We start from the raw sequence: 26,763 nt of genomic DNA, 5'->3' as shown, positions 1-26,763 counted from the left end.
CCAATCGTAAAAGCAATCACTTCTCCATTGTATAAATCTAATATACTGGAAAGGTACAATTGTTTCTGTCCATAAGGCAAATATGTGATGTCCGTTACTAGTTTTTCAAGAGGGCGATCAGATTTAAAGTTCCGATCCAATATATTATCGACTACGGCATATGGCTGCCCATTCTTCTTGCGCTTTTTCACCTTAACCTGGCACTGCCATTGATTTTTCTGCATAATACGTTGAACTGTTTTATGGTTAATACGCATTCTCTTTTTTAGTATGGCTGTGATTTTTCGATATCCATATCGATACCTGTGCTCTCGGCACAACGTGCCGATTTGTTTTTCCAAATGGCGCTTGGGATAATCTTTCGTCAGATTCTTCTTCCAACGATAATAGGACGCTCGAGAGATACCTAAATGAATACAGATATCCTGCACGGTCATTGTGCTGTGCAATACTTCTACAAGTTCGACTGACGTTTCGCTATCAACTTCCTTTCCAATTCGTTGTACTTTTTTAAAACTTCATTCTGTTGTCTCAGATAACGGTTCTCTGCCTGCAGTTTCTCTAATTCGGAAGAATACTCTGGACCTTTTCCGTAAGTGTATTGCTTTCCAACAGGCTGTTCGAATCGATGTGTATCCCCAGCCTTATGCCATCTAACCCATGTCTGAACCTGTGTCTTATTCTTAATATTCAATTTCTGCATGATCTCTTTCATAGGCACGCCTGCCAATCTCATTTCTACAGCCTTCTGTTTCACTTCAACCGGATAACTCACTCTTGTCTCCATAGAAAAAACACCTCCAAGTCTAATTTCGGATAACAATCATCCGTTTTCAAACTTGAAGGTGTTTTTTATTTGTCTCATCTTATGGGGTCAGTCCCTTAAATCATCGGTTTTTTTTGCTATCCCCACTAGGATCTCAAGTTTTTCGCTAAGCTTTCTCCTAACCGGTTTTCTTTCCACATAATTGTAATACCGAAGCCAATGACCATAATGACAGCAGCGAAAAGATAAGGATAGTGGATGTTTACGTCAAATAATATTCCACCCATGGCTGGCCCTCCGATATTACCTAAGCTCGTATAGGTTGAGTTCATTCCAGCAACAAATCCTTGCTCTTTCTCGGCAGCTTTTGATAAAAAAGTCGTCAATGCCGGGCGAAGCAAGTCAAATGCGAGGAAGATGAAGCAAGTTACCGCTAGCACTGCTAAAAAGCTAGAGATTACAGTAGATGCCACTGCCAATATTGCACCTATAATTAACAATAATTGAATTAGTTTCTTTTCACCAAGTATATCTACCATTTTTCCAAACATAAATAATTGAATAATAACTCCGAAGATTGAGCTGATTGTAATAATAGTTGCAATCTCCTTCGGCGTGAAGCCAAATTTATGATCAGAAAATAGGCTGAAAACTGTTTCATATGCTGATAATCCGAAAGCAAGTACAAATACAATGATAAAGGCAGTAAAGTAACGTGGATTAAGTGATCTTTTGAAATCGCCTATTAAGTTTGTTTGCTTTGTATTTGCAGAAATTTCTGTAATCTGTTCCTTTGTTAGCGGCTCTTTTAAAATAAATATGGATGAAATGCATGCTAAAAAGGCAATGCCTGCCGCAAAGAAGAAGGGCATACGTATACCGTATTCTGCAATAAAGCCACCGATGCCAGGTCCGATAATAAAGCCAGTACTAATGGCGGCAGAAATATAGCCTATCGCTTTTGGACGTTCCTGAACGGATGTAATATCTGCAACAAATGCAGTAACGCCTGTCATAATAAAGGCAGCACTAATTCCCCCTAGAATCCTTGATATATAAAGCACTGATACAGTCGTGCCTAAACTAAAGATAAGTTCTGAAACACCAAAAAGAAACAAACCGCTTATGATGATTTTCTTTCTGCCATAATGGTCAACCCATCGTCCTGCGAGCGGTGATATAAGCAGTTGTGCTACCGCAAGTACGGCGACAAGATAGCCCATCGTTTTTCCCGATAAATGCATGATATTCATAAAAGACGGCATAACGGGGACGATGAGACCTATACCTAGAAATGCAATGAATATATTGCTAAGAAGTATAATTAATACCAACTTTTGTTCTTTAATTGTTTTCTTCATATATAAACACCCCTTTCTATATAATCATTGATGTACAGTGCCTCTCCAAAATAATGTCCAAGAGACTTCTAATTTATCACTCAGGCGTTTTTCATCATTACCGTATACAAGCTCCAGCACAACAATGGAATCGACTACACCTAAGAAGGCGAGAGTCGAAGTTTTGTTACATCTCCGCTTATACCTTGAAGTTACATAACACCCAAGACACCTTAGAGTAATGTCTACTTAGGTTCTTCAAATGTATAGGAAAGTTATATAAGCTTATGCTTTTTCCTGATTCCCTTTAAAATACCAAATAACTACTGGAATAAGTAACAATGATAAAACGGCTCCAGAAATTGATAGTATTGTATAGCTAGAATGTGCAACAACCATTCCTGACAAGGCTCCACCCGCTGCTCCTGATAGTGCTACTAAGACATCGAATGTTCCTTGTGTTTTTGCACGTAGAGATGGATGTGTTGAATCTATAATGAGGGCAGTTCCCGTTAGTAAACCAAAGTTCCAACCTACCCCTAGTAATACTAGTGCTAGGATTAGTAATGATAATGAGTCTGCCGGTGCAATAGCTGCCACCAATCCAGCGGCAAGAAGTGTAGCACCTGAAGCAATAGCCATAGTAGTGCGACCAAACTTATCTACTAATAAACCAGTCAATGGTGAAGGAAGATACATCGCTGCAATATGGAGCCCTATAACTAATCCCACTTCGCTTAAACCATGACCGTGATGACCCATGTGAACTGGTGTCATTGTCATAATAGCTGTCATGATTAGTTGAGCTAAAATCATAATTACAGCTCCTACCATTATTCCTTTTTGGTTTATAGCAGGATTTTTTAGACATCCTCCTATCTGTACTTTATCGTCTTTTTTCTCAGCATTCGCAATAGCTGTTGATACAAACAGCGGATCTGGACGAAGAAAAATTAAGAGAATAAATCCAGCAATTATAAAAGCTGCTCCTGACATGATAAACGGACCAGCTAAATTGGGAACACCAATTGAATCTGCAAATTCCCCCATCGTATTAACTAGGTTAGGACCCACTACAGCTCCTAAAGTAGTAGAAACCAAGGCCATACTTGCAGCAGTTGCCCGTTGTTTCTCATTTGCAAGGTCTGTCCCAGCATACCGAACTTGAAGATTAGAAGCCATACCTGCTCCATAAATAAGAAGGGAAACAAATAATAGGGCAACGCTGTTGATTAAAGCCGCAATTATAACACCTATAGCACCTAATCCACCTATAAGGAAACCACCTGCAAGTCCGGCTCTACGACCAAAACGTTGTGAGGATGCTCCTATAAGTAGGGCAGCTACGGCAGATCCAAAAGTAAAGAGGGCAGTTGGAATTCCTGCTACATTTTCCGATCCTATCATATCTTGTGCAAGAAGCGCCCCAACTGTTATCCCAGCACCAAGTCCTGCTCCCCCAAAAATTTGTGAAACCATCAAGATTTTTAATGTTTTTTTATAAAGTTGGTTTTGTTTTTCTGGTGAATCAATATAACCTTGTAACCAAACAGGCTGCTGTGTTGATATATTTGTATCTTTTTTTGTCATTATCATGATTTCTACCTCCTAACGACATATCTTTGTTGCTGTTCAAGTTTTTTTGTCACCTTTGGAAATTCCATTTTTGTTATTCCGTATATTTAGGATTCTCGATATATTTAAAATTTATTTATATTCGTCATTAGAAGAAGCTCATGATTAGTTTTTATAATTATGAGCTTCTTCTATTTCTTATTTTTAAATATGAACAAGACAATATTGTTTGTCGGTGTTCATATTAAAATGTGTAAGACTCGCCATCTTCTGGTACTAAAATATTACTTGAGAATCCTTTTCCCTTACTAAAGTTTTTTAATTCTTCTCTAGATAGTGTCCAATGGTTAACAGCTTCCATATGAACAGATATAATCTTAGCATTAGGAGCAGCCTTATGAACTTCATAGATGTCTTCTTTTCCCATGATGAGTGAACCTAATTCTAATATTTGATTGTCTCCACCATTAACAACAATGATTTCTGGTTGATGTGTATGAATCTCGTCTTCGATAGCATCATACCAAACTGTATCACCAGCTACATATAAAACTTTTTCACTTGGGTGCTTGAATACTAATCCACAAACTTCACCCATTAAGTTTAATAACTCTTCTCCTCTACCATGTTCACCTTTTGTTTTTACTAATTGGATCCCTTCAAAAACTGTGTCTTGTTGTAGTACTTCTACATTTTTGAAACCACTTGATTTTACTTCTTTTGCATCTGCTTCATTTTGAACAAACATTTTGATATTTTTTGGCAATACGTTTCTTGCCACATCATCAAAGTGATCTAGGTGTAGATGAGTAACAATGACTGCATCTACGCCATCCAGAATGTTATCAATTGATGTTGGCAAACTCACCAAAGGATTAAATAGATCTTGTCTGATCGTTTCAGGGAAAGTAGCGTACGTACCTTTCTCTGCTAACATAGGATCTATTAAAAATTTTTTATTTGCGTATTTTACAACAATTGTTGCATTTCGAATTTGTGTAATATTCATATTTACAACTCACTTTCTTTTTATTTGTCTTAGTTCGACAGAGTTAAGTGTATAATATCAGCAGTGTTCAAATACATAGATAAAAAAAAGTGTTTTAACTCTTTGACTTTATTTTCGAAAGGAATTAACGTTCAAATAGATCAAACAGATAAAAAATTATAGAGAAATTATGTAATAATAGCCGAATTACAATGAAAGATCTGGGAGAGAGTACATTTAACATGGCCAGCAGCTACAGCTAGAGTAGAGAAATTAGAAGAGAATGGAGTTATTGATGGATCTAACATTAAAGTAAATCAAGCAATTAGGTGCTTTATGTAAACCTTCATCAATACTTATATTTATGGCAAAAACAATTCCTGTACATGGTCTTACTATGGATCAAAAACAGGACATCTTGATCTTTTATCAGATGGGAATAATGATATCGAAAAAGTATAATGAATAAAGGGTGTCCAGAAGTTATTTTTCTGAACATCCTTTTTTAAGTTGTTGAATCATCTTTCTTGTGAAAGGAAAGACGTTATGTTCGCACAGGAAATTCTTTTATTTTAAAAATGCCTCTGTGGTTTTCACTGTTGCATAGACACCATTTAATGCGGCCATAAATGCGTAATGGACATGCTCAGCAGGAACGATTTTATCTTCAATTTGCAATGTTGTTGTTGCGCAAGCATCTTCTACCACTTGGCATACATAACCATGTTCAACTGCAGAACGAACTGTTGCATCAATACACATATGGGACATCATACCGCAAACAACTAATTCTTTAACCCCTTGTTCTTGTAGCTTTTCATGTAAATCTGTATTGAAAAAGCTATTCGGCATATGTTTTACAATGACTGTCTCTTTCTCTAATGGACGTACTGACTCATAAATTTCGACACCTTCTGTATTTGGATGGAAAAAATGAGCCATGTTACCTTCTGTGATATGCTGTACATGAAAGACTGGTGCGCCTGTGTTTCTGAAGTGTGAAAGTAGTTTAGCCGCATTTTGTGCTGCTTTCTCAGGGTTTGTTAAAGCCATCTTCCCATTTGGAAAGTAATCATTTTGAATATCAATCACTAATAAAGCTGTTGTCATTTTTTTCACCTCTTAAAATTTTTATACTGTATAAGGATATATAATTTCCATTGAATTTTCGATGGTCTCATGAAATACTATTATGTAAAACTTTTTCACTGTGAAAGGAGTTACTATGCAAATTGATTCAATTGATTTTCAAATTCTCCAATTATTAAATAAAAATGCTCGGATACAATGGAAAGAAATCGGTGAAAAAATTCATATGACAGGACAAGCGGTAGGCAATCGCATCAAAAAAATGGAGGATAACGGTATCATTAAGGCATATTCGATTGTGATTGATGAATTGAGGGTGGGGCTTTCTTTTACAGCCTTTGTCATCTTTTTCATGAATGCATATAAGCATAATGATTTATTGAAATTTATTGCTGCTCGTAATGAAATTAGCGAAGCACATCGTATTTCAGGAGACGCATGTTATCTTCTGAAGGTAAAGGTTCATTCACAAGAAGTTTTAAATCACCTTTTGAACGATTTGTTGAAATATGGAAACTATCAGCTTTATTTGTCTATTAAGGAAGTAAAAAATCATTATAATACGTCATTAATGTCTGATGAATAATGTGCTTGTTATCATAATGTATAAGTGTTAAATCATGTATAAAAAAAGCTCTAGCTTGGTAAATTTCATATCCAAACTAGGGCTTTTTTAGAGCAGATATATATCATGTTATATGACCACACATCTCCGTTTTATAAAGTTAACTATTTACCAATAACAATCGACACTTTATAGTTTGCATGTTTGTTTAAGTCATTTAAAAATTGATCTAATACCTCGTTTGAAGGAAATTTACATTCAAGCAAATAACAACCGTCTCCACTAACTTTATAATTGTTTATTACATAGTTACCTTGTGTTTCTATAAAAGCTAAATAGGGTTGATGATGGATTTTTTCGATATAAATATTAAGAAAAGCATGTATAGAGAAGCCTAATTTCACTTGATTCACTTCAATACTACATCCTTTTATTATGCCATTGTCTAATAACTTTACTACTCTTGATGCGGTTGCTGGTGCAGTGAGATGTACTTTTTCCCCTAATTTTTTCATTGTAAGGCGACTATTTTTAGACAGCTCATCAAGTATTTTTTTATCTATTTCATCAATCATTTTCTTGTATCCTTTCTGAAAAAATAAGATGTATTTTACATAGTCTGTTCGCTGTGCAATTTTTTATGTATGCTTAAAACTTTAAAAATAAAGTGAAATTGTGAAATAACTTTATTTTCCCTATGTATTGATCGATTGAGAAAGTATATATTTATTTGCATACAAAACAAAAGAGGAATGTACACCATTTAATATGAGACATTTATTTAAAATGGTTTTTCCATTGATTTTGTATAAGTTCATTATTTTTAGAGGTGAAATTATGAAAAAATTTGATATATCTGTTTTATCAGTTGCTCCATTAAGACAAGGAGAAACAATGAAACAAGGGATTGATTCTGCAGTTTCATTAGCTAAAGCTGTAGATAATATGGGCTATAAACGGATTTGGTTTGCAGAGCATCATAATCACGACGCTTATGCAAGTGCAGCAACCGTATCAATTGTACAACATATATTAGCAAATACAAAGGACATTCGCGTAGGTTCAGGGGGTATTATGTTGCCAAATCATTCCCCATTAGTCGTAGCGGAGCAATTTGGAACACTTGAAACATTATATCCAAATCGTGTAGATTTGGCATTAGGACGCGCACCGGGAACGGATCAAAAAACGGCCGATGTGATTCGTCGTTCCAACCATAATGGAGTGTTTTTCTTTGAAAGAGAAGTAAATGATATTTTGCGTTTTGTTGGGGATAAGAGTGTGCAGAGAGAGGTTCGCGCTTATCCAGGTATTGGAACGCATGTGCCTGTATTTGTGTTAGGATCCTCAACGGATTCAGCGAAAATTGCTGCAAAGCTTGGTTTACCCTATGCATTTGGCGCTCAATTTTCACCTCATGCGATGGAAGAAGCGCTCGCTATTTATCGAGAAAATTTCCAACCGTCTTCTTATTTACAAGAGCCTTATGTGATTGCTTGTATTAATGTGATTGCAGCAGAATCTATGGAAGAGGCATCTTTTATTTCTGCAAGTCATTTGCAGGTGTATATTGATATTTACACAAATAATTTAAGTAAGCTTATTCCACCCACTGAAAACTTCCTAGAATCGTTATCACAGTTTGAATTAGAAATTCTCCATAGTCGACTGGGGTATACAATCATGGGTGATTCAGAAACAATTCGTCGCGAACTAATTGAATTCCAACAAATGTATCAAGTAGATGAATTAATTGTATTATCTAATATTTACGAATTGAGCAAGGAAATTCAGTCTTACGAGATTTTAAAACATGTTGTGGATGAGTTGTTTGAATAAAGAATGGAGCAACTTTAGAAGTCGAGTTATGTGAGTTCGTATTCCTCGTAGCTTTATCCTTCTTTTAAAATACTCAAATTCTTCCCTATCCGTGTATAAAAATGCTAATCGACAGTAGACAATACTAATTCAAATACTTTATATGGGCTATCATATAGATTGGTACGAGTCATCCATTATCAAAAAGAATTTCATCCTGTACAAACATTTATTGAACATTATGTAAATGTCTTAACATAAAAAAGAAAGGCCAACATTTGAAACACTCTGTTGGTCTTTCTTTTAATCATACGTAAGAAAGTGATCTGTTACAGAATATCCAACCAAATTTTAACAGCCGTCACCAAAATCAGTAAAGCTAAGATCCACCGCAGGATTTTTTCATTTACTTTTTGTCCCAGTTTTGCTCCTAGAGGCGAAGCGATTAAACTTGAGATAATAAGAATCAAAGAAGGTAAAAAAAGTACCTGACCTGTAATCACCTTTCCAACTGTTGCTCCAATAGATGAAAGAAGTGTAATCGCAAGAGATGAAGCGACGGTGATTCTAACAGGAATATTTAAAATCGACGATAACATAATGGGGACTAGGATAAAGGCGCCGCCAGCTCCTAAAATACCTGATACGCCACCAATGATAAACGCTAGGGACGAAGCCAACCATTTATTAAATATCACTTCTTTGCCGTCTCTATGTGCTTGTCCTTTTTTAGGTATAAACATTAGAATAACAGCTATAATAGCCAGAATTCCGTATATAAAGTTAATTCCTTTTTCAGATAAGTGATGAGAAAAATAACTCCCCAATACACTCCCTAAAAGGATGCTGCTTCCCATGTAAATAATTAATGCTTTATTTAAAAGACCACTCTTACGATAAGCCCAAACACCGCCAAGTGTCGCAAAGAAAACTTGAATAGCCCCTATCCCTGAAACTTCATGGGCAGTTAATGACATCACCCCTACTAAAGAAGGAATGTACAATAACATTGGATAATTAATTACTGAACCGCCAATACCAATCAATCCGGAAAGAAAGGCACCAATAAACCCTATAATGAAAAGAGTTGTGATAAAGGCAATATCCAATTTGGTTTTCCTCCTTTTCAAAGGAAAAGGGTATCTTTTTATTCGATACCCTTTCACATTCATTAGCCTTTTTCAATCCAGAATTTCAGTACATCTCCTTCTTGAGCTTGCTCTAAGATGTCATGCCCACCTGATTTAGACCAAGCCGCTAGGTCACTTTTGAATCCTTTATCGGTTGCATGCACTTCTAATATTTGACCTGATTCTATTTCATTCATAGCTTTCTTTGTTTTGACGATTGGCATTGGACATGCCAGCCCTTTAGCATCTAATACTTTATCTGATTTCATGTTCATCTCTCCTCTGTTTGGTAATAATCATCTTTTATCGAATTGCACAACGATTTGGCCCAATCTCCATTTCACGCTGTTTTTCTTCATCTGGGTTGATTTTCCCCATATTTGTTTCGCGAATCTCTTGATATGCATTGGGTTGTGGAGGTAAATTACCTGTCACTAAGTGCCTAAATTCTGCTTCATCAGCAATGTTCAAACCATGGTTCTCGGCAAATAATGTACTTAGTTTTTTACCAACACTTCCATCATCATTTAGCTCATCAATGTACATAAAGTGTGCCGGTAATACAATTAAATCCTTTGATAACGCGTTGTAACGGCTATAAAGAGTTTTTCTTAAATCTCCTACCCAATCTCCTGCCATACCGGCTAAATCAGGTCTGCCGATTGAATCGATAAATAAGATATCACCTGAAAGAAGATACTGATCATCGACAATGAAAGAAGTGGAGCCAATGGTATGCCCTGGAGAATAAATCGGTTGAATTCTAATCTTTATATTTCCAATGATAATATCATTTCCTTCTTCCAACGGCTGATAATCGAATACCACTTCTTCAGCATCTTTAGGCGGTAACCAGTAGGTTGCTTTTGTTTTTTCGGCAATTACTCTCCCACCTGAAATATGGTCTGCGTGAAGATGTGTATCAAATACGTGAGTAATCGTTACACCTTTCTCCTTTGCAAAATCTATAAACACTTCTGCCATACGCGTAGCGTCTACTATGGCTGCTTCTCCATTGGAGAATATCATGTATGATAGGCAACCTTTCCCAATTCGAACAAACTGATAAATTTCACCACCATCTTTTAAATCTCCGACTTTTACCGGCTCTAAATGTTCACTCCATGCTTTCATTCCGCCTTTAAGATAGGATACAGAAAGACCTGCTTCTGAAAGCATCTCGGATACCATTACGGATGAACCTTCTTTTGCGCAAACGACTAGCACTTCTTTATCAGAAGGAATTTTCTCCAATATATCTTCTACTCCATCTAAAAGATCGAAATAAGGAACATTCAAATGGTCAAAGTCATGCCCTTCAATCTTCCAATCACTAAAATCATTTTCATTACGCACATCCAAAATAAATAAAGGTTCTTTGTTAAAGATTTTTTTTGTCACTTCTTTTGGGGTCAGTGCCTTTACGGTCATGTTTAAATACCTCCTATATCGAATCTATTTTTAACGGGACTAAAATGTTAAGGATACATCAGCATCTTTAGCAAAATCTAAAAAGGTAACAGCCCCGCCTACTTCAATTCCTTCTACAAAATCATCTTTTGTTAAACCCATAACGTCCATCGTCATTTGACAACCAATAAATGTAACTCCCATTTCTTGTGCCATTTCAATCAGTTCAGGAATAGACGGCACGCTTGCTTTCTTAAATCCTTCCGCCAAGTGTTCTTTTCCTTTCGGCATTTCTAATTCTTGATGTGCTTGCTTATGAATCAGATTTAATCCCTCGAATGTAAAGAAGATAGATACTTCTTGATCACTTGCTGCTGCGGCAGTCGCAATATTAAAAACTTTATAGGCATCAAATAGACCACCATTTGCCGCAATAATTGCTACTCTTGTACTCATTTGTTATCACCCTTTTCTTATTTATTCTGTTTTACCTGTCCAATCACGCATACCAGGGACAACATTAATAACCTTTTTAAAACCTTGTTTTTTCATCGTTTGGGCTGCCATTTCACTTCTTCTTCCAGAATGGCAAATGATATAAATTTCATCATCTTTGTTTAACTCGTTAGAGCGCTTTTCCACTTCCCCAAGAGGGATATGCACAACTCCCGGGATATGAGCTTCTTCATACTCATCTAACTCCCGGACATCTAAAATGTTAAGAGACTCCTCACTTTCAACTTTCTGTTTGAAAGCTTCTAGTGAAACCTCAGGAATAGAAGGTGTGCTTTCTGATGAATGTTCTCCTCCTTTACGAAGAAAATGATGAAGTATTTCTCCCTCTGTTTCAGTACCTAGATATTCATGACCTGTGCTATTTGCCCATGCTTGCAAATCTGCCGTAGAGCCTTTATCTGTTGCTTCAATTTCTAGTATCTCACCAGCTTTTAAATCCTTAATTTTCTTCTTCGTTTTTACAATGGGCATTGGACACGTCAAACCTTTAGCGTCTAACACAATATTTGCCTTCACCATTTTTTTCCTCCTTTTTAAATAGGGGTGGGGGTATATAAATATACAAAAAAAATACTATCTAAGGTTTTATGACCATGTATTCATACCACCTTTAATATTTGTGATATTTTTAAATCCTTGTTTTTTCAATACCTTGCTCGCCTTTAGACTTCTCATTCCACTTTGACAAATAACAAAAACTTCTTGGTCTTTCGAAAGTTGACTTGTTTGATGAGCCAATTTTGACAAGGGAATATTTTTGAACCCTTTAATATGCCTTGTACGAAATTCATGAGGTGTTCGTACATCGATAAACTGTTTTCCTTTATTTTTCAGCTCTGACTTTAAATCAGTAGTTGTTATCTGTTTAACACCTTGCACTGGTAAAAATCGTCGAAATACAATCCAAAGTAAAAATAAAATGAGTAAGGTATTGATGATTATCCCACTATCCATTGTGTTTCACCTCCTTCATTTATTTAACTTGTAATGGATATATTAAATAAATAAGTTGACGTTGCCTTCTTCAGCATCTGCTAAATAAGCGGCTACACCAGCATAGTTGATATCATTTAATAATTCTTTTTCCTGTAAACCAAGAAGATCCATTGTCATCGTACAAGCTACGAGATTTACACCCTGTTCTTGAGCCATCTCAATTAACTGAGGCAATGTTAATGCATTATGCTTTTTAATAACATTTTTAATCATTTTAGGGCCCATACCTGCAAAGTTCATTTTAGATAAGCCCATCTTATCAGCACCACGAGGCATCATCTTTCCAAACATTTTTTCAAGAAACCCTTTTTTTACTGGAACCAGCTCTTCTTTACGCAAAGCATTTAATCCCCAGAAAGTGTGAAATATAGTAACTTCATGATCGTAGGCAGCTGCACCATTCGCAATAATATAAGCTGCCATTGCTTTATCGTAATCCCCACTAAATAAGACAATTGTTGTACGTTTTGTTTGTTCTGTCATGTTTCTCCTCCTAAACTAAATTACCCCCATGGGTATTTAAAATTCTAAAAATTTTTGAATGAAAGATATACAATTACGCAATCCGTTAAAACTATATACCCATAGGGGTATACTATTACACAAATAAAAATTCGTCAACCTTAAAGATTATAGGTTGATGAATTTTTTATCGACTCTTTACTAATAAGTCTACTGCCTCTTTTACTAAGTTTGCTGTGTCTTCTCCCTGTTCTATGCTTTCACGAACACAATGTTCAAGATTTGTACTAACTATAACACCTAATGCTCGGTCGATAGCATTGCGTGATGCTGCCAATTGAGTCACAACTTCTCTACAGTCTTTTCCTTGCTCCATCATAGTCAATACACCTTTAATTTGTCCTTCTATCCGTCGTAAACGATTTTTAATCTTTTGATCATACTCCATATGGATGAAATCCTTTCTTTAATTTATTTCTACATTTAAATGTTACCAACTCATAACATTTCACATGAATACCTTTAAGCTTTAGGAAATGAATTCCTCAATTCAGTTCTACCCTATCATGAGCTATTATGTGTATTTTACCACGTTGTATCTTTGAATAAAAACATTTAGATACGCATATGGAAGAAATCCAGTCTTGTTGCAGTTTGACTTGATTTTTGAAAGTGTGTATCTTATATGTTTAACAGGTGTATTATATCCATTCGAATGGGAGTATTATGTAATTTCAAAATACCTAGTGAATTCTTACCGCATTTAAAAGTGATTGGTATAGTATACTTAGGAAAGGATTTGATTTTATGTTGGATCACACTGATATAAAAATATTAGAAGAATTGTCCATAAATAGTCGCATAACAATGAAAGACTTAGGAGAGAAAGTTCATTTAACAGGACAAGCATCTGCGTCGAGAGTTGCTAAATTAGAAGATACCGGAGTAATTGAAGGTTATACAATAAAAGTGAATCAAGCTAAATTAGGGTGTTCTGTTCACGCCTTAATTAACATCTACACAAAAAGTACTTATCATCAGCCTTATCTTTTATTTATAAAAGAACAAGAGAAATTTGTTATCAATAACTATAAAATAAGTGGAGATGGCTGTTATCTACTGGAATGTAAATTTCCATCCAATGAATTGTTAGACCAATTTCTGATGGACTTAAACAAGCATGTAAATTATAAATTGTCTATTGTTATTAATAAGTAGTAGCAAATTGGTTAGCAGTTAAATTTTCTCTAGTCAGTATTTGTTTAAATGTACAACCCCCTTCCAAAGTTTCTTTTTTATTGAATTTGTATATGATTACTGTAGTAATCTAAGGATATTCTTTAAAGAAAGAAGGAGATCCCATGCCAAATAAAAGTAAACCCAATAGATTAATCGAGGAAGAGGTTTGACACTCTTCCTCTTTATGCACCAACTCGATCTGCGGCAATTTTGAATCCTTCCTTAAGCGATTCAAAGCCGGACGTTCCAAAAGTTCTCCAGAAAATCCTTCATCGGCATACTTCAGCACATCCTTAGTCCCTGCTTTCTTTATACAGGCCTCGATCTGGCTGTCGATGCTCGATCCCTTGATCGCTTGTTCCTCGGTCGATACCTATATTGCTATCACCCTGGATCTCCTTCCTATAAAGTTTTAATAAATAATCGTTAATGCATTTGTCAGCTTGCAGTCCCTCCATGATTATTACCTTCATAAGGTGCATCAACCCTTGGGTAATGCTATGTAATAACTGTTTGTCCTAATGAGGAGATTTTAAAAGATGAAATCAAAAAAACACCGATAGGATGAAACTATTGGTGTTTTTTTGAAAAGCTATATTATTAGGTTTATAATGGTTTAATCTTATTGAGGAGTAAAAATGGGAGATGTTTGAAAACCACACATCTCCCAAAAAATTAAAAACTGAGCGGCAGTTCTTCAAGCGCTCTCATCAGAAAATTCCCTTTCCATTTCATTTGTTCTTTTTCGCCTTTTATCTGTATATTTGGACAGCGGCGTAATAAGGTGGAAATAGCAATCTTTGCTTCTAAGCGGGCTAGTTGTGCACCAAGGCAAAAATGGCTGCCATGGCCAAAAGCAATATGGCGGTTGTTCTTTCTTTCAATATCAAATATGTTGGCATTTGGAAATATCTTTTCGTCACGGTTTGCTGATGCTAAGGAAATGATGATCACATCTTTCCGTTTAATCTCCTGCCCATGCAGTATAAATGGTTCAGCCGTCCAGCGAATAGTCGTTAACTCAACAGGGCTGTGAAACCGCAATGCTTCTTCTATGGCTGAGTTCATCAAGTCCGGCTGCTGGCGGAGCTTTTCTAGTTGATCATGGTGACACATCAGAGCATATGTCATATTTGTGATTAAGTTTACAGTTGTTTCATGACCTGCAACGATAAGCAGCATAATCATCGAGTACAATTCTTCTGTACTTAATTGTGTGCCTTCACTCTCCGCTTGAATTAATGCACTGATTAAATCTCCTGCAGGCTCGCTCCTTTTTTTACGAACTAAGTATTCCAGATATTCAACAAATTCCCCTAACAAATGGTCATTCTCCTGAAGTCTTTCAGGGGCATCTGAAAAATCAATAATTGCTTGCGACCAAACTCTGAATTTTTGACGATCTTCTAGGGGAACGCCAAGCATTTCACTTATCACGATAATCGGCAAAGGAAACGCATAATCGTCTACTAGGTTCATGAATTTGTCCGGCTGTACTTTATCCAATAAAGAATCTGCTATATGTTGAATTTTGTCTTCCAATTGCAAAATCATCCGATGAGTAAATGCTTTCTGAACAAGAGTTCGCAAACGATTGTGGTCAGGGGGATCTGAATTAAGCATATGTTTTGTTAAAGACTCTTCATTCTTCAATAGAACAGGGCGTTTTTCTTCTTTTGCAGTAAATACATTTTCATAGTTTTTCTTTAATTTTTCATTCTTTAATAAATGTATTGCATCATCATATCTCGATATGAGCCAGCCTTCCCCCAGAGTTCCTAAAGATAATGGGTAGAGAGGGTTTGATTTTCGCAATTCTTTATAAAAATCATACGCTTCATCTTTAAATGCTCTGGAAGATAATTGACTTTCCGTCAAAATGGTTAAACTCTTTTTTTGTTTTGAAGACATGCATTGAACCTCCATCTTCATAAGGGTTATGATGATCTTTAAATATAAAATCTGAACGATTTGTAAAACGATTTCTAATGATCTGAATGCCTTCATTCATAAAGGCTTCGATTAATCTCATCCAAAATTGAAAAATATAAATTTTTGATCCATTATCTATTCCAAAAAGAATTCTAATTATATGTTTGAAGGACTTTTCTTTTAAAACCCCAATTGGAAATTTCATGATCAAATCGCCTGATACGGGATTCACTAAATTCTTCAAAGCCGTTCTTTTTGTAAAATGATCTGTTGAGATCAGTATTGGTGATAAGGGCCAAGACGCCGCCCCCGTTTTTTGAAATAAAAGGTATTAGACAGTCATTGATCATTTGGCTGCCCAAACTCTTTCCCTGATAAGATGGCGAAACTCCTAATACTTCTAAATACCATGCCGGCTCTTTTAAGGATTTGTAAGATGTTTTAGCCTCATTAGCCACCGTCAACATGTTCAATACTGAAAATCCCGCTATTTTGATTAATTTTATTCCCCCTGCTGCTATATAATCGATCAAGCTAATGTCAGGTTTATCACGATGTTTTAATAGAGCAGCAACAACGATTTCACCATTCTGAATACCAACAAAACAGAAATGCTTTTTAAAATATGCTTTTGTTAGTACTTTATGCATTTCAAAAATAAATGAACGATCTTTTTTTTCGCGTTTTACGAGTAAATCCATAAAAGGATATTGATTGAAAGATTCATGGAATAGCTTTGCCACTTTGTTTAATTCATCAGCTCTTGCTTGTCGATAATGAAACATTGATACACCTCCTTATCCAATAAACATATTTTGACTCATGAACACATGTTCATTATAATGGTAAGAAAATTTGAGTATCAATCTGCAATTTAGCTGTACATGTTCATAAATGAACAATACATGATAAATTGTATATTAACGGAGGACGCTATGGGGGACAGACGATCAATCAAGACAAAAAGTGCTATAAAACATGCCTTTTTAGAGTTGCTTCAGGAAAAAGAAATCAACAAAATAACTGTTTCCGATTTATCTAAAGAAGCCGATATAGGCCGAGGCACCTTTTATCTTCACTATAAAGATGTTTATGACTTGTATGAGCAGATCGAAGACGAAATATTTCAACAGCTAGGAAGCATTTATGATGCATCTTTTCCAAGTGATGATCCACTGAACATGCTGACCTTTATAGAAAAAACTACAGAATACATATACCAAAACGTCGAAATTTTTACATTGTTAACAAAACCAAAAATGAATGTTCTTTCAATCAACAAACTGAAAGAATTTTTTAAAACGAAAATGATTGAGGAATTGAGCATGATACGACAATCAGCAGAAACAATTACGGAAACTGAGAAATTTGAAACAACATTTATCGTTTCAGGTGTAGTAGGAATTATAGAGGAATGGATTAACAATGGAATGATAAAAACACCTGCTTGTATCTCTAATATAATTCATCAATTATTATTAAAATTTGAAGATTAGCATGTAAAGAAGGAGCTTTCTGTAAACCCAATAGATTATTCACAAAGAAGTCCTGTGTTATTTCACATGCATATACCTTGTGAATTTGGTCCCCTTGAGGGAAAGAAGTATAAAAAAAGTGAATCGCAAAAACAAATGTGTTCTCAAATCTATTAGGTATAGCTGCTCGGGTAGCTACACACATGTCATTGGTGGCATGTATGGATACCTTTAAGAGAATCAGCATATCAAGAAAACATACCAATATAATTTGGTATGTTTTCTTGATATAGATCCTTTGCAAATAATCTTTCTCAAAAACAATTTCTTAACCAGTGAATAATTTTGGTTCAACATTCAAAATCAACTCTTGCTTCTAATTTTATGCGTATCAAATATAGAACAAGCAAACGTTAAAAGGTCATCTATAAAAACAGACCATCTAACTCCATAGAACTATTCTAATATGTTCATTAAGTTGTCCCACCTTCGGAAAGCTGTATGGGCAAATACGTTTCAAGTGGTAAATCATCAAATTCGCCTTCAATTTGTTTTTCTAAAATCTCAATGGCCGTTTTGGAAATTAATTCAATCGGCTGTTGAATAGTAGTCAATTCTGGCAGAATAGCCTGAATGGTTTCTGTACCGTCATAACCGATCACTTTTAATTGACCTGGAATGTCTTTTCCACGTTTTTTAGCTTCCGTAATGACTCCTGCAGCTATGATATCATCACTGGCAAAAATCCCGTCAACTGCAGGCTGTTCATCAAATAGTTTTGAAATAATGTTCCTGTAGTTTTCATGAAATGACACTTCATATGTAATAGGCTGTCTTCCGTGTTCACGCATAACATCTTCATATGCTTTTCTCCTGAGATTTGCAGGCGTTTCAAGTTCAATCGGCCCATTGATGTGAACGATGTGCTGACAGTCCTTTTTTATTAGTAATTCTGCTGCCTTTTTGCCTCCATCAAAGTTATCTGAGCCTACGACAGGAACTGTTTCCGATAAGTAATGGTCAATCGCGACAATCGGAAGATTTTGCTGGTGATAATTGAGTATTCCTCGGTTGTAAGTGACGGCGATGACACCATCCACTTGATTTCTTATCAGCATTTCGAGATATTTTTCTTCTTTATCTATTCGATTTAAACTGTTGCAAAGCAGCAGTTTATAGCCCCTAGACGTGCAGATGCTTTCAATATAAAAGGCGAGTTCACCGAAAAACGGATTGCTGGAGTTTGGAATGATAAGCCCCATTAAATTGGTACGTTTTCGAAATAAAGAACGGGCCAAATCATTTGGAAAGTAATTGATTTCTTCCATCGCCTTGTAAACTTTATCTTTCGTTTTTTCGCTAATATAACCGCGATTATTTAATACCCTCGAAACAGTTGTAGATGAAACTCCCGCTATTTTTGCAACATCATGAATGCTAGGCTTCATTCCCTTTCCCCCTGCTTTACTGAAATGGCTTACAATTCTCGTCACGCACTTATTTTAGAGAATCAGACTGACATGTGCAAGGATTTTCCATAGATCATCTCGCTATGCATAGGTTTGTTCTTTAAATTTGAATTATACACAAATTTATGTCAACCGGTTGACATGTGAAACCGGTTGACATACAATTCTTTTTGAAAGCGCTTTTACATTTTTGTGCAAAAGGAGGGAAAGTAACGAATATGAAAAGATTGATGTTAGGAAGTTTGTCATTGTTGCTCATGTTTGCAGTCTGGGGTTGTAACAAAAGCGAAAGTACAAATAGCAGCGGAAAGAAAACGATTACAATGTGGGTGCACGTATCGGATGATAATGAAGAAGGAAAGGTTTATCAAAAGCGGGTGGATGCTTTTAATAAAAAGTACGCTTCAGAAAATGTCGAGGCAAAAATTGAATTCATTCCCCGTAGCGGAAACGGTGGAGGTTATGAAGACAAAGTGAATGCGGCACTAACAACGAACACCCTGCCTGATGTCATCACTTTGGACGGACCAAATACTGCGGCTTATGCGAAATCCGGCGTTATCGCACCTTTGGATGAGTATGTTAAAGACCAGGATGATTTATTGCCAAGTATTAAGCAGCAAGGCACCTATACCTATCAAGATAAACTGTATGCCATCGGCGTCAGTGAATCGTCGGTCGGCATCTACTATAACAAAAAAATGCTTAAGGATGCCGGGGTTGATTTGAAAACGCTGCCAACAGTAAAAGATCCTTGGACATGGAAAGAATTTCTTGCGCTTTGCAAAAAGCTGAAAAATAAATACGATAAACCAGCCATCGATATGCAATTACAGTCAAAAGACGAAATATTAACTTATGCGCTCTTGCCATTTGTTTGGTCAGCTGGCGGGGATATTCTATCAGAAAACGGGAAGAAAGCGGATGGCGTCTTTAACAAAAAACCAACCGTTGAAGCGATGACGTTTATACAAACGATGCTTAAAGAGGGCTATACAACACGTACCCCTGTCAAACAAGCGTTTGAAACGGAGAAATACCCGATGAAGATGAGCGGCGTGTGGACAATAACCGATCTGAAAACAAACTTTTCCAACGTCGATTATGGAGTGATGCCGTATCCTGTATCGCCAAAAACCAAAAAGCTCGTCTCTCCTTCGGGAAGCTGGCAGTTCGCAATGACACAAGCGTCTGAAAATAAAGAATGGGCAGCAAAATTAGTAGATTGGATGACTAATAAGGAATCCAATATCGAATTGAGCCGATCAATCGCCGCCCTGCCTGTACGTTATTCATCAGAGAAAGTGCTGACAAAAGAATTTTCTGATGAGATGAATGTCTTTATGCAGCAGTTGAAAGAAACAGGCCATGCACGTCCGGTGACACCGGCATATCCGCAGGTAACACGAGCATTTCAACAAACAATCGATGATATTAGCTTTTATGATCAAAATCAGGATATTCAAAAAGTGCTGGATACACGTGTAAAAGAAATGCAATCTGCCATCGATAAGGCAAACTAGCAGGTGGACGCCATGAATAAAACAATATTGAAAGAGACTAGGCCGGCCTTTCCAATAGAAAGAAAGACACTGAATAGAATACGCTGGCGGGAAAACGCAGTCGCATATATGTTCTTAGGACCGGCGTTGCTTATTTTATTAATGTTTCTTGTGATTCCTTCTATCATGGCTGTGTACTACGCATTTACAGATTACTATTTGTTGACGCCTGATTTGCGTAAGTTTATTGGCTTTGATAATTTCATCAAACTTTTTCAGGACCCAATATTCTTAAAAAGTTTGGGCAACACCATAAAATTTGTTGTCTTATTGATACCGTTACAGATCGGGGCAGCACTTGGGCTTGCCCTCCTATTGAATAAAAAACGCAAAGCCAACGCATTTTTCAAAGTCGCATACTTTAGTCCTGTCGTCATGTCACTGGTTGTCATCTCCGTTTTGTGGATGTACTTGCTGAATCCGAATGAAGGTATGATAAATAATATATTGGCGCACTTCGGTCTATCACCACAGCCTTTCTTGACGAGCCCTAAGCAAGCAATCTTTACGATCGTTGTCGTTTCCGCTTGGCAGGGAGCAGGTTTTCAGATGCTCATTTTTTTAGCTGGTTTGCAAAACATTCCCGAGGATGTCTACGAGGCGGCACAATTAGATGGTATGAATAAATGGCAGCGTTTTATTTACATTACATTACCTTTGTTAAAACCGACATCTGTTTTTATCTTTATCACAACGCTGATCAGCGCGTTTAAACTCCTTGTTCAGCCCATGGTTATGACCCAGGGCGGACCAGTCAATTCAACGATGACAGTTGTCTATTATATATATCAAACTGGATTTACCGATCGGATGGTCGGATATGCAAGCTCGATCGCGCTCTTGTTTGGAACGATTATTGGATTGGTGACACTCGCACAACGCAAGCTGGTTAAGGAGGGTGAAGACCATTGAGACGTAAGTTCGGGCCTTTGACAATTCTGGAGTATACGTGTCTTGTTTTGCTAGCCGTTCTATTTATTTTTCCGCTAATTTGGATGATCGCATCCTCAATGAAACCGGAAGCGGAAATTTACAACAATATGAACAGCTTTAAAGCGTTTCTGCCCTCTCTTCATCTGGCAGAATGGTTTTCATCCTATAGGGAAGTGCTGACTCGGTTTGATTTGCTTATGTATATTGGTAACAGTCTTTTTTATGGTTTGTGCGTAGCAGCCGGATCTGTTGTGATTAACGGAATGGCAGGGTTTGCATTCGCTAAACTGCATTTTACAGGGAAAAAGATGCTCTTTGGCATTTTGTTGGCGCTTTTAATTGTGCCGTTTGAAACGATTTTAATCTCACAGTTTACAATTATTCATAAAATTGGTCTGGTCGATACACGGCTTGCCGTTATTTTGCCGGCATTAGCGGGGGCATTCAATATTTATTTGTTCCGAAACTTTTTCATGGCAATTCCGGAGGAAATGATTGAATCGGCCAAGCTTGACGGGGCAAATACATGGCAAATCTTCTGGCGGATTATGATACCGATGTCTAAACCAGCTGTCGCCACTGTCGGAACCTTAGCCTTTATCGGCAGCTGGAATGATTATATTTGGCCGCTAATGGTTTTGACGGATAAGTCGAAATTTCCGATTCAAGTTGCGATTACAGCTATCAACAGTACAGAGCCTGTCTATACAAATCAAGTTATGGCTGTATTGACGATTTCCACCATCCCATTGATCTTGATTTATATTGTGGCTCAGCGCTACATTTTGGAAGGTCTTAGCGGTTCAGGAACAGGTATTAAATAGATATCAATGTTGGGTTAAAGGAGCTGTAGAAATGAAAGGCTCAAAAAGTCTGTATTGGAAACTGAGCGCTTATCTTTTCTTTTTCTTTTTTACATGGTCTTCCAGCTACTCTTTGTTTGCGATTTGGTTGGGACAGGAAGTCAAATTGAATGGATCGGCGACTGGGATTATCTTTTCTGTAAACGCTATCTTTACTTTGTGCATGCAGCCTTTATATGGCTTTATCTCTGATAAACTCGGCCTGAAGAAAAACATATTATTTATGATTAGTGTACTTATCGTTTTTACCGGACCGTTTTATATCTTTATCTACGGACCGCTTTTACAATATGATATCTTCCTTGGCGCCATTGTCGGTGGTATTTATCTAGGAACTGCTTTTCTTGCTGGAGTCGGCGCTATTGAAACCTATATTGAAAAGGTCAGCCGAAAATATCAGTTCGAATACGGCAAGACAAGGATGTGGGGTTCACTCGGCTGGGCGGTAGCAACTTTTTTTGCAGGGCAGCTGTTCAACATCAATCCGAATATCAATTTCTGGATTGCGTCCCTTTCAGCAGTCATATTGGTGGCCATTATTATGTCCATAAAAATTGAGATGACGGATTATGATAAGGAAAGAGCGGATTCGATCCGGTTAAAAGACGTAGGAGGACTTTTTCTATTAAAAGACTTTTGGTTTTTAATGTTGTACGTAATCGGAGTGACATGCGTGTACGGCGTCTATGATCAGCAATTCCCGATTTACTACGCTTCTTTATTCCCCACTTCAGCTATGGGAAATCAAATATTTGGATATTTAAACTCATTTCAAGTATTTATTGAAGCGGGCATGTTGTTTTTAGCCCCCTTTATTGTTAATAGACTCGGACCTAAAAAAAGCTTGATTCTCGCGGGGCTTTTGATGTCTTTCCGAATTATTGGGTCTGGAATTGTCATCGGACCGTTCGGAATTTCATCAATGAAACTTATTCATGCTTTAGAATTGCCAATCATGCTGATTGCGATTTTTAAGTATTTAGCCGCGAATTTTGATACACGTCTTTCATCAGTTCTTTACCTTGTCGGCTTTCAATTTGCATCTCAAGTAGGTACATCGATTTTCTCCCCGATTGCAGGTGGTTTATACGATAGTATAGGTTTCCGTCAAACATATCTATTCATGGGAACCTTGGCTTTATGTTTCACAATCATTTCAATTTTTACTTTATTAGATTCAAAGAAAGGCGTTGCGTATACTCAACCTTTTCAAAAAAACAGATATAGAGAGGATGTCACAAATGGATAGAATCAAACAGGCAGAGGAAGCATTGAAAAAAGCAGAGGAAAAGTTGAACAGTCGTTATCGATTAGGGTACCATATTATGCCCCGGGCAAACTGGATAAATGACCCGAACGGGCTTATTCACTATAAAGGAGAATACCATGTCTTTTATCAGCATCATCCGTATGATGAAAATTGGGCACAAATGCATTGGGGCCATGTAAAAAGTAAAGATCTCATTCATTGGGAACATCTTCCGGTCGCTTTAGCTCCCGGTGACTCTTTTGATAAAAGCGGCTGTTTCTCAGGAAGCGCAGTAGATTTTAACGGAAAACTTGCTTTAATTTATACAGGGCATAATGTGATAGATCAAGAGAAAGACATTTTCTATCAAAATCAAAATATCGCTGTCAGTCAAGATGGGATCGTGTTTGAAAAGCTTCAGGAAAACCCTGTCATCGCGAAACCGCCGGAAGACAGCTCCCGCCATTTCCGCGATCCGAAAGTATGGAAGCATCGTAACAGCTGGTATATGGTAGTCGGAAATTCAACGAAAGAAAACGTCGGACGAGTTATTTTATACCGCTCGCCCAATTTGCGAGATTGGGAATACAAAGGTGTTCTTGCTCAAAGTGATGGAGATCTCGGCTATATGTGGGAATGTCCTGACTTCTTCGAATTGGGCGGCAAACATGTCTTGCTGATATCTCCGCAGGGCATTGAGGCAGACGGTGATTTATATAAGAATTTGCATCAAACCGGCTATTTAATTGGAGAATATAATGATGAAACAAACGAATTTGTGTATGGCGCTTTTACAGAGCTGGATCACGGCCATGACTTTTATGCTGTACAAACGTTATTAGATGATAAAGGACGCAGAATTGCCATAGGCTGGATGGATATGTGGGAATCTGAGATGCCGACAAAAGCAGATGGATGGTGCGGCGCTTTGACATTGCCGAGAGAATTAACATTGTGGGATGATCATAAAATTTTGATGAATCCTGTGGAAGAAACTAAGTTGTTGCGAAAATCAAAACATATGGATTGTGCTAAACAATTGATTTCAGGGAATTTCTTGGCAGAAACAGCCGAAGAGCTTCTTGAAATTCAAGTCGTGTATGATTTAACAGATTGCAGTGCGGAAACAGTAGGTTTGAAGATTCGAGGCCTTGAAGAAGAAGAAACAGCTATCAAATACAGCATAACTGATCAAAAGCTCTCACTCGATTGCTCTAAGATGGGGAAATCGCGAGACAGTGTGAGAAATGCGCCGCTAGAAGCAAATGGAAAGCTGACACTGCGTATATTTATTGACAGATCATCGATTGAAGTATTCGCCAACCATGGGGAAACAACGATGACAAGCCGCATTTATCCGAAAGAAGGCCGATTGGGAATTGAGCTTTTTTCTGAGAAAGGCGCTGTAAGGGTTGAGGAATTCACTTATTGGACTTTAAAAGACATCTGGAAGGAAGATGAATCGCTTGAAAAAAATATTTTGTATCGGTGAAACACTGATTGATTTCATTCCAGTCCAAAAAGAAAAGGCTTTACAAGATGTCACTTCCTTTGAGCGCGTTGCCGGCGGTGCGCCAATGAATGCGGCAATCGCAGTTGCAAAATACGGCGCGCATGCCGTCATGCTGACGAAAATTGCCAATGATCATTTCGGGGATTATATAGTTGGCGTACTTGAAGAAAATGGCGTAGATACTTCTTATATTATTCAAAGCAATGAAGGTGAAACCGGATTGGCATTTGTATCCGTTGACAAGTCTGGGGAAAGGAGTTTCCATTTTTATCGAAAAAATGCCGCCGATTTGCTGCTTTCACCGGATGAGTTGATGTCAGAAAGGTTTAACCAAGGAGATATGCTTCACTTTTGTTCAATCGATTTAGTTGACAGCCCAATGAAACAAGCCCATATCAAAGTTATTGAGGACTTTCAAAAAAATGGTGGAATCATAAGCTTTGACCCCAATATCAGGCTTCCTTTATGGCCTGATGAGGCAAGCTGCCGTGAAACGATTCAGAGGTTTTTGCCTCTTGCGGATATCGTAAAAGTGTCCGATGAGGAGCTGAAGTTTATCTCAAACATTGATGACGAACAAAAAGCAGCCACATCGCTTTTCACCGGACTTGTTAATGTCGTTGTTCTGACAAAAGGAAGCGGCGGTGCAGCGATTTATTTAAAAAATGGCGAGTCGTACGAACATAAAGGGTTTAAAGTCGCTGTTTCAGATACAACTGGTGCAGGCGATGCCTTTATCGGCGGTTTTTTATCGGAATTGATGTCAATCGGCATATCAAAGGAGACACTATGCGAACAAATAGGTAAACATCACCGACGCTTGCTGACGTTTGCAAATGCAAGCGGAGCTCTCACTGCGTCTGTAAAAGGAGCAATTCACGCTGCACCGGGCCGACAGCATGTACTGAACTTTATTTCGGCTAGGACGGAAATCCAAGAAAAATAAAAATTTAGAAATAATCCACTCATATTACTAAAGAAGAGTGGATTATTTCTCTTGCACCGTACCAACTCTTACAATCGTACATTATTAATACATAACGAGGGGGACATTATAATGATAAAAGAAAAAGAGAAAATGTTAACCGGGGATTTATATGATCCGTCGGACTCCGAGTTAACAAAAGACAGACAAAAAGCAAGTCAACTTGTTAGAATTTACAATCAAACTACAGAAACCGAAGTAGTTAAACGGGGTAATTTATTGAAAGAGTTACTTGGTTCTTCAGGAGAAAACGTATATATGCAACCCAATATTAGGTTTGATTATGGATACAACACTTATGTAGGTGATAACTTTTTCGCAAATTTTGATTGTACAATTTTAGATGTATGTGAAGTCCGATTTGGTGATAATTGTATGCTTGGACCTAGTGTACAAATCTATACGGCTACACACCCACTTCATCCAACAGAACGCAATTCAGGGTTAGAATATGGAAAAACCATTACTTTTGGAAATAATGTATGGATTGGAGGAAGCTCAGTAATTAATCCAGGAGTTACGATAGGTAACAATGTTGTTATTGCCGCTGGTTCTGTTGTTACTAAAAATGTGCCAGATAATGTTGTAGTTGGGGGCAATCCAGCTAAATTAATTAAACATCTCGAAATATAATACACTAGCGTTTCGATATATGATCCTTAAATCAGTAGTGCTTTATTTTGTTTCATCAGCTGGAACCATCATAAAAAGACAGTAAAAAAGGACCTAAAATGAGAAATCTTTATCCCTCCCCTTCTGTTACAGAAGGGGTTTATTTTCACTTTAATTTCCTCTTTTTTTGGACAGTTGATTCCATAAGGACAGTAGTAGATGTTCATTACATAAATTAATTATAGTCAATATAAGTAAGGCCAGCTTAACTGATAA

Annotated in this window: 27 protein-coding genes and 4 pseudogenes; 12 read left to right on the top strand and 19 right to left on the bottom strand. The window is 37.0% G+C overall.

The features are described 5' to 3' along the window. From CVV77_RS14235 to CVV77_RS14215, 4 genes and pseudogenes are all read right to left on the bottom strand, one after another. A pseudogene (locus CVV77_RS14235) lies at window positions 1–787 on the bottom strand (IS3 family transposase); the annotation flags it as partial. A 125-nt stretch (window positions 788–912) separates the two neighbouring features. Continuing rightward, on the bottom strand, window positions 913–2,127 hold the full coding sequence (locus CVV77_RS14230; RefSeq protein WP_100275688.1) for an MFS transporter: 1,215 nt from the start codon (window positions 2,125–2,127) through the stop codon (window positions 913–915). Window positions 2,128–2,391: 264 nt separating this feature from the next. Further along, on the bottom strand, window positions 2,392–3,702 hold the full coding sequence (locus tag CVV77_RS14220; protein WP_100275687.1) for an MFS transporter: 1,311 nt from the start codon (window positions 3,700–3,702) through the stop codon (window positions 2,392–2,394). 223 nt (window positions 3,703–3,925) lie between these two features. Beyond that, entirely contained in the window at window positions 3,926–4,690 is a 765-nt protein-coding gene (locus tag CVV77_RS14215) for an MBL fold metallo-hydrolase (protein ID WP_100275686.1), read from the bottom strand. A 198-nt stretch (window positions 4,691–4,888) separates the two neighbouring features. On the opposite strand from CVV77_RS14215, the gene CVV77_RS22460 reads away from it, so the two are divergent. After that, a complete protein-coding gene (locus tag CVV77_RS22460; RefSeq protein ID WP_395940381.1) occupies window positions 4,889–5,011 on the top strand; it encodes a hypothetical protein in 123 nt (40 codons plus the stop codon). A 225-nt stretch (window positions 5,012–5,236) separates the two neighbouring features. Here the strand turns inward: CVV77_RS22460 and CVV77_RS14210 are convergent, their stop codons facing one another. Further along, window positions 5,237–5,779: a cysteine hydrolase family protein gene (locus tag CVV77_RS14210; protein WP_100275685.1), complete on the bottom strand. Its 543-nt coding sequence runs from the start codon at window positions 5,777–5,779 to the stop codon at window positions 5,237–5,239. A 115-nt stretch (window positions 5,780–5,894) separates the two neighbouring features. Here CVV77_RS14210 and CVV77_RS14205 point away from each other — a divergent pair, with 115 nt between their 5' ends. Continuing rightward, window positions 5,895–6,344, top strand: coding sequence for an Lrp/AsnC family transcriptional regulator (locus CVV77_RS14205; protein WP_003237149.1), 450 nt, complete (start codon window positions 5,895–5,897; stop codon window positions 6,342–6,344). A 143-nt stretch (window positions 6,345–6,487) separates the two neighbouring features. Here the strand turns inward: CVV77_RS14205 and lrpA are convergent, their stop codons facing one another. Continuing rightward, window positions 6,488–6,898 (bottom strand): transcriptional regulator LrpA, encoded by a 411-nt coding sequence (gene lrpA / locus CVV77_RS14200; protein ID WP_003237151.1) that lies wholly within the window; start codon window positions 6,896–6,898, stop codon window positions 6,488–6,490. A gap of 262 nt (window positions 6,899–7,160) precedes the next feature. Here lrpA and CVV77_RS14195 point away from each other — a divergent pair, with 262 nt between their 5' ends. Continuing rightward, a complete protein-coding gene (locus tag CVV77_RS14195; RefSeq protein ID WP_032731960.1) occupies window positions 7,161–8,162 on the top strand; it encodes an LLM class flavin-dependent oxidoreductase in 1,002 nt (333 codons plus the stop codon). A gap of 308 nt (window positions 8,163–8,470) precedes the next feature. Here the strand turns inward: CVV77_RS14195 and CVV77_RS14190 are convergent, their stop codons facing one another. From CVV77_RS14190 to CVV77_RS14155, 8 genes and pseudogenes are all read right to left on the bottom strand, one after another. Continuing rightward, window positions 8,471–9,250 carry a sulfite exporter TauE/SafE family protein gene (locus CVV77_RS14190; RefSeq protein WP_100275684.1) on the bottom strand — a complete coding sequence of 260 codons (780 nt, stop codon included), beginning with the start codon at window positions 9,248–9,250 and terminating at the stop codon, window positions 8,471–8,473. Between the two features lie 62 nt (window positions 9,251–9,312). Then, the gene (locus CVV77_RS14185) at window positions 9,313–9,540 is read right to left on the bottom strand and encodes a sulfurtransferase TusA family protein (RefSeq protein WP_003237159.1); all 228 of its coding nucleotides are present in this window, start codon (window positions 9,538–9,540) and stop codon (window positions 9,313–9,315) included. Window positions 9,541–9,574: 34 nt separating this feature from the next. After that, window positions 9,575–10,706, bottom strand: a pseudogene (locus CVV77_RS14180) (MBL fold metallo-hydrolase); the annotation flags it as partial. 35 nt (window positions 10,707–10,741) lie between these two features. Further along, complete coding sequence (locus CVV77_RS14175; RefSeq protein ID WP_019258961.1) at window positions 10,742–11,137, bottom strand: DsrE/DsrF/DrsH-like family protein; 396 nt, start codon at window positions 11,135–11,137, stop codon at window positions 10,742–10,744. 21 nt (window positions 11,138–11,158) lie between these two features. Beyond that, the gene (locus tag CVV77_RS14170; protein ID WP_003237167.1) at window positions 11,159–11,716 is read right to left on the bottom strand and encodes a sulfurtransferase TusA family protein; all 558 of its coding nucleotides are present in this window, start codon (window positions 11,714–11,716) and stop codon (window positions 11,159–11,161) included. 66 nt (window positions 11,717–11,782) lie between these two features. Beyond that, a complete protein-coding gene (locus CVV77_RS14165; RefSeq protein WP_100275682.1) occupies window positions 11,783–12,151 on the bottom strand; it encodes a rhodanese-like domain-containing protein in 369 nt (122 codons plus the stop codon). 42 nt (window positions 12,152–12,193) lie between these two features. Beyond that, the gene (locus tag CVV77_RS14160) at window positions 12,194–12,676 is read right to left on the bottom strand and encodes a DsrE/DsrF/DrsH-like family protein (protein WP_100275681.1); all 483 of its coding nucleotides are present in this window, start codon (window positions 12,674–12,676) and stop codon (window positions 12,194–12,196) included. Between the two features lie 166 nt (window positions 12,677–12,842). Beyond that, a complete protein-coding gene (locus CVV77_RS14155; protein ID WP_024122213.1) occupies window positions 12,843–13,103 on the bottom strand; it encodes a metal-sensitive transcriptional regulator in 261 nt (86 codons plus the stop codon). A gap of 359 nt (window positions 13,104–13,462) precedes the next feature. Here CVV77_RS14155 and CVV77_RS14145 point away from each other — a divergent pair, with 359 nt between their 5' ends. Continuing rightward, window positions 13,463–13,873 (top strand): Lrp/AsnC family transcriptional regulator, encoded by a 411-nt coding sequence (locus CVV77_RS14145; RefSeq protein WP_100275680.1) that lies wholly within the window; start codon window positions 13,463–13,465, stop codon window positions 13,871–13,873. A 232-nt stretch (window positions 13,874–14,105) separates the two neighbouring features. On the opposite strand, the pseudogene CVV77_RS14140 reads toward CVV77_RS14145, so the two are convergent. The 4 genes and pseudogenes from CVV77_RS14140 to CVV77_RS14125 all read right to left on the bottom strand — a co-directional run. Continuing rightward, a pseudogene (locus CVV77_RS14140) lies at window positions 14,106–14,246 on the bottom strand (recombinase family protein); the annotation flags it as partial. Then, window positions 14,204–14,367 (bottom strand): annotated as a pseudogene (locus CVV77_RS22455) (hypothetical protein). The pseudogenes CVV77_RS14140 and CVV77_RS22455, both read right to left, overlap by 43 nt. A gap of 202 nt (window positions 14,368–14,569) precedes the next feature. Then, on the bottom strand, window positions 14,570–15,805 hold the full coding sequence (locus CVV77_RS14130) for a cytochrome P450 family protein (RefSeq protein WP_100275678.1): 1,236 nt from the start codon (window positions 15,803–15,805) through the stop codon (window positions 14,570–14,572). Window positions 15,806–15,978: 173 nt separating this feature from the next. Continuing rightward, a complete protein-coding gene (locus tag CVV77_RS14125; RefSeq protein ID WP_250622105.1) occupies window positions 15,979–16,611 on the bottom strand; it encodes a GNAT family N-acetyltransferase in 633 nt (210 codons plus the stop codon). A 150-nt stretch (window positions 16,612–16,761) separates the two neighbouring features. Here CVV77_RS14125 and CVV77_RS14120 point away from each other — a divergent pair, with 150 nt between their 5' ends. Beyond that, on the top strand, window positions 16,762–17,322 hold the full coding sequence (locus tag CVV77_RS14120; protein WP_100275677.1) for a TetR/AcrR family transcriptional regulator: 561 nt from the start codon (window positions 16,762–16,764) through the stop codon (window positions 17,320–17,322). A gap of 452 nt (window positions 17,323–17,774) precedes the next feature. Here CVV77_RS14120 and CVV77_RS14110 read toward each other — a convergent pair whose 3' ends face one another. Further along, window positions 17,775–18,749, bottom strand: a complete 975-nt coding sequence (locus CVV77_RS14110) for a LacI family DNA-binding transcriptional regulator (RefSeq protein ID WP_100275675.1) — start codon at window positions 18,747–18,749, stop codon at window positions 17,775–17,777. Between the two features lie 239 nt (window positions 18,750–18,988). Between CVV77_RS14110 and CVV77_RS14105 the strand changes: the two genes are divergently transcribed. From CVV77_RS14105 to CVV77_RS14075, 7 genes are all read left to right on the top strand, one after another. Next, a complete protein-coding gene (locus tag CVV77_RS14105) occupies window positions 18,989–20,293 on the top strand; it encodes an ABC transporter substrate-binding protein (RefSeq protein WP_100275674.1) in 1,305 nt (434 codons plus the stop codon). 12 nt (window positions 20,294–20,305) lie between these two features. After that, window positions 20,306–21,244, top strand: coding sequence for a carbohydrate ABC transporter permease (locus tag CVV77_RS14100; protein WP_100275673.1), 939 nt, complete (start codon window positions 20,306–20,308; stop codon window positions 21,242–21,244). Continuing rightward, entirely contained in the window at window positions 21,241–22,089 is an 849-nt protein-coding gene (locus CVV77_RS14095; protein WP_100275672.1) for a carbohydrate ABC transporter permease, read from the top strand. The genes CVV77_RS14100 and CVV77_RS14095 overlap by 4 nt, the downstream gene beginning before the upstream one ends. A 31-nt stretch (window positions 22,090–22,120) precedes the next feature. Beyond that, window positions 22,121–23,377: an MFS transporter gene (locus tag CVV77_RS14090; protein WP_100275671.1), complete on the top strand. Its 1,257-nt coding sequence runs from the start codon at window positions 22,121–22,123 to the stop codon at window positions 23,375–23,377. Further along, window positions 23,370–24,869 carry a glycoside hydrolase family 32 protein gene (locus tag CVV77_RS14085; RefSeq protein ID WP_100275670.1) on the top strand — a complete coding sequence of 500 codons (1,500 nt, stop codon included), beginning with the start codon at window positions 23,370–23,372 and terminating at the stop codon, window positions 24,867–24,869. The genes CVV77_RS14090 and CVV77_RS14085 overlap by 8 nt, the downstream gene beginning before the upstream one ends. Next, window positions 24,844–25,836, top strand: coding sequence for a carbohydrate kinase family protein (locus CVV77_RS14080; RefSeq protein ID WP_100275669.1), 993 nt, complete (start codon window positions 24,844–24,846; stop codon window positions 25,834–25,836). The genes CVV77_RS14085 and CVV77_RS14080 overlap by 26 nt, the downstream gene beginning before the upstream one ends. A 111-nt stretch (window positions 25,837–25,947) precedes the next feature. Then, complete coding sequence (locus CVV77_RS14075) at window positions 25,948–26,508, top strand: sugar O-acetyltransferase (protein ID WP_100275668.1); 561 nt, start codon at window positions 25,948–25,950, stop codon at window positions 26,506–26,508. Window positions 26,509–26,763 lie beyond the last annotated feature (255 nt).

The sequence above is a fragment of the Bacillus sp. SN1 genome (genome assembly GCF_002796895.1).
Taxonomy (GTDB): Bacteria; Bacillota; Bacilli; order Bacillales; family Bacillaceae; genus Bacillus; species Bacillus inaquosorum.
The sequence above is the reverse complement of the archived record's forward strand: the minus strand, read 5'-3'. Positions and strand labels throughout refer to the sequence as shown.

What these genes read in the sequence shown, in the direction of transcription:
- CVV77_RS14145 (WP_100275680.1), top strand. Translation starts at nt 13,463, where the DNA reads ATGTTGGATCACACTGATATAAAAATATTAGAAGAATTGTCCATAAAT.
- CVV77_RS14075 (WP_100275668.1), top strand. Translation starts at nt 25,948, where the DNA reads ATGATAAAAGAAAAAGAGAAAATGTTAACCGGGGATTTATATGATCCG.
- CVV77_RS14120 (WP_100275677.1), top strand. Translation starts at nt 16,762, where the DNA reads ATGGGGGACAGACGATCAATCAAGACAAAAAGTGCTATAAAACATGCC.
- CVV77_RS14130 (WP_100275678.1), bottom strand. Translation starts at nt 15,805, where the DNA reads ATGTCTTCAAAACAAAAAAAGAGTTTAACCATTTTGACGGAAAGTCAA.
- CVV77_RS14165 (WP_100275682.1), bottom strand. Translation starts at nt 12,151, where the DNA reads ATGGATAGTGGGATAATCATCAATACCTTACTCATTTTATTTTTACTT.
- CVV77_RS14175 (WP_019258961.1), bottom strand. Translation starts at nt 11,137, where the DNA reads ATGAGTACAAGAGTAGCAATTATTGCGGCAAATGGTGGTCTATTTGAT.
- CVV77_RS14090 (WP_100275671.1), top strand. Translation starts at nt 22,121, where the DNA reads ATGAAAGGCTCAAAAAGTCTGTATTGGAAACTGAGCGCTTATCTTTTC.
- CVV77_RS14220 (WP_100275687.1), bottom strand. Translation starts at nt 3,702, where the DNA reads ATGATAATGACAAAAAAAGATACAAATATATCAACACAGCAGCCTGTT.
- CVV77_RS14125 (WP_250622105.1), bottom strand. Translation starts at nt 16,611, where the DNA reads ATGTTTCATTATCGACAAGCAAGAGCTGATGAATTAAACAAAGTGGCA.
- CVV77_RS14085 (WP_100275670.1), top strand. Translation starts at nt 23,370, where the DNA reads ATGGATAGAATCAAACAGGCAGAGGAAGCATTGAAAAAAGCAGAGGAA.
- lrpA (WP_003237151.1), bottom strand. Translation starts at nt 6,898, where the DNA reads ATGATTGATGAAATAGATAAAAAAATACTTGATGAGCTGTCTAAAAAT.
- CVV77_RS14185 (WP_003237159.1), bottom strand. Translation starts at nt 9,540, where the DNA reads ATGAAATCAGATAAAGTATTAGATGCTAAAGGGCTGGCATGTCCAATG.
- CVV77_RS14155 (WP_024122213.1), bottom strand. Translation starts at nt 13,103, where the DNA reads ATGGAGTATGATCAAAAGATTAAAAATCGTTTACGACGGATAGAAGGA.
- CVV77_RS14110 (WP_100275675.1), bottom strand. Translation starts at nt 18,749, where the DNA reads ATGAAGCCTAGCATTCATGATGTTGCAAAAATAGCGGGAGTTTCATCT.
- CVV77_RS14205 (WP_003237149.1), top strand. Translation starts at nt 5,895, where the DNA reads ATGCAAATTGATTCAATTGATTTTCAAATTCTCCAATTATTAAATAAA.
- CVV77_RS14210 (WP_100275685.1), bottom strand. Translation starts at nt 5,779, where the DNA reads ATGACAACAGCTTTATTAGTGATTGATATTCAAAATGATTACTTTCCA.
- CVV77_RS14170 (WP_003237167.1), bottom strand. Translation starts at nt 11,716, where the DNA reads ATGGTGAAGGCAAATATTGTGTTAGACGCTAAAGGTTTGACGTGTCCA.
- CVV77_RS14230 (WP_100275688.1), bottom strand. Translation starts at nt 2,127, where the DNA reads ATGAAGAAAACAATTAAAGAACAAAAGTTGGTATTAATTATACTTCTT.
- CVV77_RS14105 (WP_100275674.1), top strand. Translation starts at nt 18,989, where the DNA reads ATGAAAAGATTGATGTTAGGAAGTTTGTCATTGTTGCTCATGTTTGCA.
- CVV77_RS14195 (WP_032731960.1), top strand. Translation starts at nt 7,161, where the DNA reads ATGAAAAAATTTGATATATCTGTTTTATCAGTTGCTCCATTAAGACAA.
- CVV77_RS14160 (WP_100275681.1), bottom strand. Translation starts at nt 12,676, where the DNA reads ATGACAGAACAAACAAAACGTACAACAATTGTCTTATTTAGTGGGGAT.
- CVV77_RS14100 (WP_100275673.1), top strand. Translation starts at nt 20,306, where the DNA reads ATGAATAAAACAATATTGAAAGAGACTAGGCCGGCCTTTCCAATAGAA.
- CVV77_RS14215 (WP_100275686.1), bottom strand. Translation starts at nt 4,690, where the DNA reads ATGAATATTACACAAATTCGAAATGCAACAATTGTTGTAAAATACGCA.